The sequence below is a fragment of the Methylibium sp. genome (assembly GCF_031393925.1).
Classification (GTDB): domain Bacteria; phylum Pseudomonadota; class Gammaproteobacteria; order Burkholderiales; family Burkholderiaceae_C; genus Methylibium.
Genome location: NZ_JANMWL010000145.1, coordinates 1 through 3816 on the forward strand (window position 1 = coordinate 1; position 3816 = coordinate 3816).

The 3816-nt window shown below is 69.7% G+C and carries 5 protein-coding genes and 1 pseudogene; 4 read left to right on the forward strand and 2 right to left on the reverse strand.

The window, feature by feature from the left end; translation table 11 throughout:
- Positions 1–69: 69 nt before the first annotated feature.
- Positions 70–627, reverse strand: a pseudogene (locus tag RMO12_RS08305) (IS1595 family transposase); the annotation flags it as partial.
- Between the two features lie 84 nt (positions 628–711).
- Here RMO12_RS08305 and RMO12_RS08310 point away from each other — a divergent pair.
- The 4 genes from RMO12_RS08310 to RMO12_RS08325 all read left to right on the forward strand — a co-directional run bounded on the left by RMO12_RS08310 (position 712) and on the right by RMO12_RS08325 (position 3558).
- Positions 712–2091: an FAD-containing oxidoreductase gene (locus RMO12_RS08310; RefSeq protein WP_309638935.1), complete on the forward strand. Its 1380-nt coding sequence runs from the start codon at positions 712–714 to the stop codon at positions 2089–2091.
- Positions 2092–2152: 61 nt separating this feature from the next.
- Entirely contained in the window at positions 2153–2323 is a 171-nt protein-coding gene (locus RMO12_RS08315) for a hypothetical protein (protein ID WP_309626665.1), read from the forward strand.
- The gene (locus RMO12_RS08320; protein WP_309626664.1) at positions 2320–2961 is read left to right on the forward strand and encodes a CDP-alcohol phosphatidyltransferase family protein; all 642 of its coding nucleotides are present in this window, start codon (positions 2320–2322) and stop codon (positions 2959–2961) included. The genes RMO12_RS08315 and RMO12_RS08320 overlap by 4 nt, the downstream gene beginning before the upstream one ends.
- Positions 2962–2994: 33 nt before the next feature.
- The gene (locus RMO12_RS08325) at positions 2995–3558 is read left to right on the forward strand and encodes a DNA-3-methyladenine glycosylase (RefSeq protein ID WP_309638936.1); all 564 of its coding nucleotides are present in this window, start codon (positions 2995–2997) and stop codon (positions 3556–3558) included.
- A gap of 26 nt (positions 3559–3584) precedes the next feature.
- On the opposite strand, the gene RMO12_RS08330 is transcribed toward RMO12_RS08325, so the two are convergent.
- Positions 3585–3816: hypothetical protein (locus RMO12_RS08330; protein ID WP_309638937.1), on the reverse strand; the 232-nt coding region annotated here is incomplete at its 5' end.

Below are 3816 nucleotides of genomic sequence, written 5' to 3' on the forward strand. Positions count from 1 at the left end.
CCTCCCAGGGCAGTCGCAGCACGGTGTAGTGGATCGACGCCGCGCCCGCCTGGGCCGCCGCCTCCAAAAACCGTGATGCGTCCCGAGGATCCAGCGCTTGACCAGTGATGCCACCCGGTGCACGCCGACCATCGACACATGGGCGGGCACATCGGAGCCGAGCATCACCGTGCGCTGGTGGTCGTAGCCCAGTCCGCTCAATGAGCAGTACGCGGCCGAGCCATCGGTTCTCACCTGCGCGCCGGGCTCGATGCAGGCCTGCACGAACGGCACGACACACTCATCGGAATCGTTCTCGATGCGGCGCAATCGAATCCGCCCGAAGCCTTTGGGCTGCAGCAACTCCACCGCCAGGATGACCAGCAATTTGCTCGTCTTGTTCTTGCGTCCCACGGGTGAAATCGGCTCCTCGCGGTCCGTGATGGCCAGGTAGGTTTCGCCGACCTCGCCCGGGTCCTTCAAGCGGTCTCGATCGGGGCGCACCATGGCCCGGCGAAACCGATGCAGCCTGGTCCAGGCGATCTGGTGGCTCCCCAGCCCCAGCACACGCTGCAGGCCCAGGGCGCTCACGCCTTGCTTCTGGTTGGTCAGGTACCACGCCGCCGCCAGCCACACGCGCAAGGGTGTGCCGCCCGGTGCTGCCGATGTCACCCTCCGATGCACGGGCGGTGCGCGGCTACAGTGATCACGCAAGCGCTGGAGGAGTCCGACATGAAACGCAGCTTCGACGCCATCGTCATCGGCAGCGGCCAGGCCGGCCCGGCTCTGGCCGTGCGGCTCGCGAGCGCCGGCCTGCACACCGCCTTCATCGAGCGCGAACACTACGGCGGCACCTGCGTCAACGACGGCTGCACGCCCACCAAGACGATGGTGGCGAGCGCGCGCGTGGCGCACCTGGCGCGGCGTGCCGCCGATTTCGGCGTGCGCCTGGGCGGTGCGGTGAGCGTGGACATGGCGGCCGTCATGGCGCGCAAGAACGCGGTGGTCGCGCAGTCGGTCGCCGGCCTCAAACAGTGGCTCGAGGGCACGGCCGGACTCGAGATCGTGTGGGGCCATGCCCGCTTCGTGTCACCCGGCGCGGTACAGGTGGGCGACGACGTGCTCGAGGCGCCCAAGATCTTCATCAACACGGGCGGGCGGCCGGTGGTGCCCGAATGGCCAGGCCTGGCCGACGTGAGCCACCTCACCAACCGCTCGATCATGTCGCTGGCGACACTGCCTGAGCATTTGCTGGTGGTCGGCGGCAGCTACATCGGCCTGGAGTTCGCGCAGATGTTCCGGCGCTTCGGCTCACGCGTGACGGTGCTCGAATACGGTGACCGCATCATCGCGCGCGAGGACGACGAGGTGTCGAGCGCGGTGCAGACCCTCCTCGAGGCCGAGGGCGTGGCCTTCGAGCTGGGCAGCCGGGACGTTTCGGTCACGAAGGTAGGCGAAGGCATGCGCCTGGCGTTCACGTCGGGCCGCGCAGCGCGCGAAGTCTCTGGCAGCCACTTGCTGTTTGCCGTCGGCCGCCGACCCAACACTGACGACCTCGGGCTCGACCAGGCCGGCGTCACGACCGACGAGCGCGGCTACATCGTCGTCGACGACGAACTGCGCAGCAACGTGCCCGGCATCTGGGCGCTCGGCGACGTGAACGGCCGCGGCGCCTTCACCCACACCGCCTACAACGACCACGAGATCGTCGCGGCCAACCTGCTCGACGGCCAGGCGCGCCGCGTCAGCGATCGCATCCCGGCCTATGCCCTCTTCACCGACCCGCCGCTCGCGCGCATCGGTGCAAGCGAACGCGAGGTGCGCGCGAGCGGCAGGCCGGCGCGCGTGGGCGTGATGCCGATGAAGCGCGTGGCCCGCGCCCGCGAGCGCGGCGAGACGCAGGGCTTCATGAGGGTGCTGGTGGACGGCCAGACGGACCACATCCTCGGCGCCACGCTGTTGTGCATCGAGGCCGACGAGATCATCCATTCCTTACTCGACGTGATGGCCGCAGGCGCGCCCTACACCGTGATCCAGCGCTGCATGCACATTCACCCGACGGTGAGCGAACTCATTCCCACCTTGCTCGGCAGCCTCAAACCGCTCGATTGAGCGAGCGGCGGGAACGCCGCCTGCTCGCGTAGCGCACGGCACCCATCGCCCGGAGCACGCCATGAACCACACCGTCCCCTTGCCCACCCCCGACCAGACGCCCTCGCCGCCTGCGCCGGTGCAGCGCGAGCTGCCCGGCATGCCGCCCGACGACCCGATCCCGCCCGAAATGTCTCCCGACGAAGAAATGCCCACGCAGCCGCAGCCGGGGTTGGCGAGGCAGACGCGATGAGCCGCCGCTGGGCCTGCGGCGTTCGACCGCGGCATTTCTCGATGCTGCGTGACTTTCACCTGGCCGATTTCTTCACCCTCGCCAACGCCGCTTGCGGCCTGGCCGGCGTACTGCTCGCCATGAGCTTCATGGCCAGCCGCTCCTTGCCGCAGTTCCTGTGGGCCGCGGCGATGGCGCCGGCGGCGTTCGCGTTCGACGTGCTCGACGGGCGCATCGCGCGCTGGCGCAGCCAGCATTCGTCGCTCGGCCGCGAGCTCGACTCATTGGCCGACATCGTCTCCTTCGGCGTGGCGCCCGCGACGCTGGCCTTTGCCGCCGGCCTCGACGGTGGCTGGGACGTGGCGGCATTGATCTACTTCGTGTGCTGCGGTGTGAGCCGGCTGGCGCGCTACAACGTCACCGCCGAAAGCCTGGCCGAGGGCCAGGACAAGGTGGCCTACTTCGAAGGCACGCCGATCCCGTCGAGCGTGCTGCTGACCGCGGTGCTCGCGGTGGCGGCCTGGCAAGGCCGCATCGGCGACGCCATCTACGGCGGCGTGCTGACGCTCGGGCCGTGGCAGTTGCATCCGCTCGCGCTGCTGTTCGTGCTTTCGGGCTCGCTGATGATCAGCAAGACGCTGCGCATTCCCAAGCTCTGAGCAGCCACGGAAGTGTTCGCCGCGGAGCCCGCCATGAACGACTGGGCCGACATCGACTTCTCGGCCTCCTCACCCGAGGTGGCGCAAGCGCTCATCGGCGCCACCCTGTTGGTGGCTGGCGTGGGCGGGCGCATCGTGGAGGCCGAGGCCTACGACCGCGACGACCCGGCCTCGCACAGCCATCGCGGCCCGACACCGCGCAACGCCGCCATGTTCGGCCCGCCTGGGCGAGCCTATGTCTACCGCTCCTACGGCTTGCACTGGTGCCTCAACCTGGTGTGCCGCGAAGCGGGCCACGGAGCCGGCGTGCTGATCCGCGCGCTCGAGCCCACCACCGGCATCGACACCATGCGCGCGCGCCGCGGCACGGGCGATGAGCGCCTGCTCTGCGCCGGGCCCGGACGCGTCGGCCAGGCGCTGGGCATCACCCGCGAACACGACGGCATGCGACTCGACGCGCCACCTTTCGAGCTGCATGCGCCAGCCGATGCGGTGAGCGTGAGCCGGGGGCCGCGCATCGGCATCTCCAAGGCGCAGGACGTGCCGTGGCGTTTCGGGCTGGCGGGTTCGCGGTTTTCGAGCCGGCCGTTCGGGTGAAGGCCGGCGTCGCAATCGTGGTCGCGTCAGGCGTCGCGACCGGGGCCGCAGAGCCGTGCGAGCAAGGCGTCGCAGCTCTTTTCGGCGCGTTGGCGGTAGCGACGCTCGCCCATCGTGAGGCAACAGGCGCGGTCGAAGACTTCGTTTTCGGCCAGTTCGCCCAACATGCCCGGCATGCCGCGAGCCATGGCGGTGAGCTCGTCGATGCGCACGGTGCGCAGCGAGGCGGCCACCGACCGCACGATGTCGCGGTAGTCG

What these genes read in the sequence shown, in the direction of transcription:
- RMO12_RS08310 (WP_309638935.1), top strand. Translation starts at nt 712, where the DNA reads ATGAAACGCAGCTTCGACGCCATCGTCATCGGCAGCGGCCAGGCCGGC.
- RMO12_RS08315 (WP_309626665.1), top strand. Translation starts at nt 2,153, where the DNA reads ATGAACCACACCGTCCCCTTGCCCACCCCCGACCAGACGCCCTCGCCG.
- RMO12_RS08320 (WP_309626664.1), top strand. Translation starts at nt 2,320, where the DNA reads ATGAGCCGCCGCTGGGCCTGCGGCGTTCGACCGCGGCATTTCTCGATG.
- RMO12_RS08325 (WP_309638936.1), top strand. Translation starts at nt 2,995, where the DNA reads ATGAACGACTGGGCCGACATCGACTTCTCGGCCTCCTCACCCGAGGTG.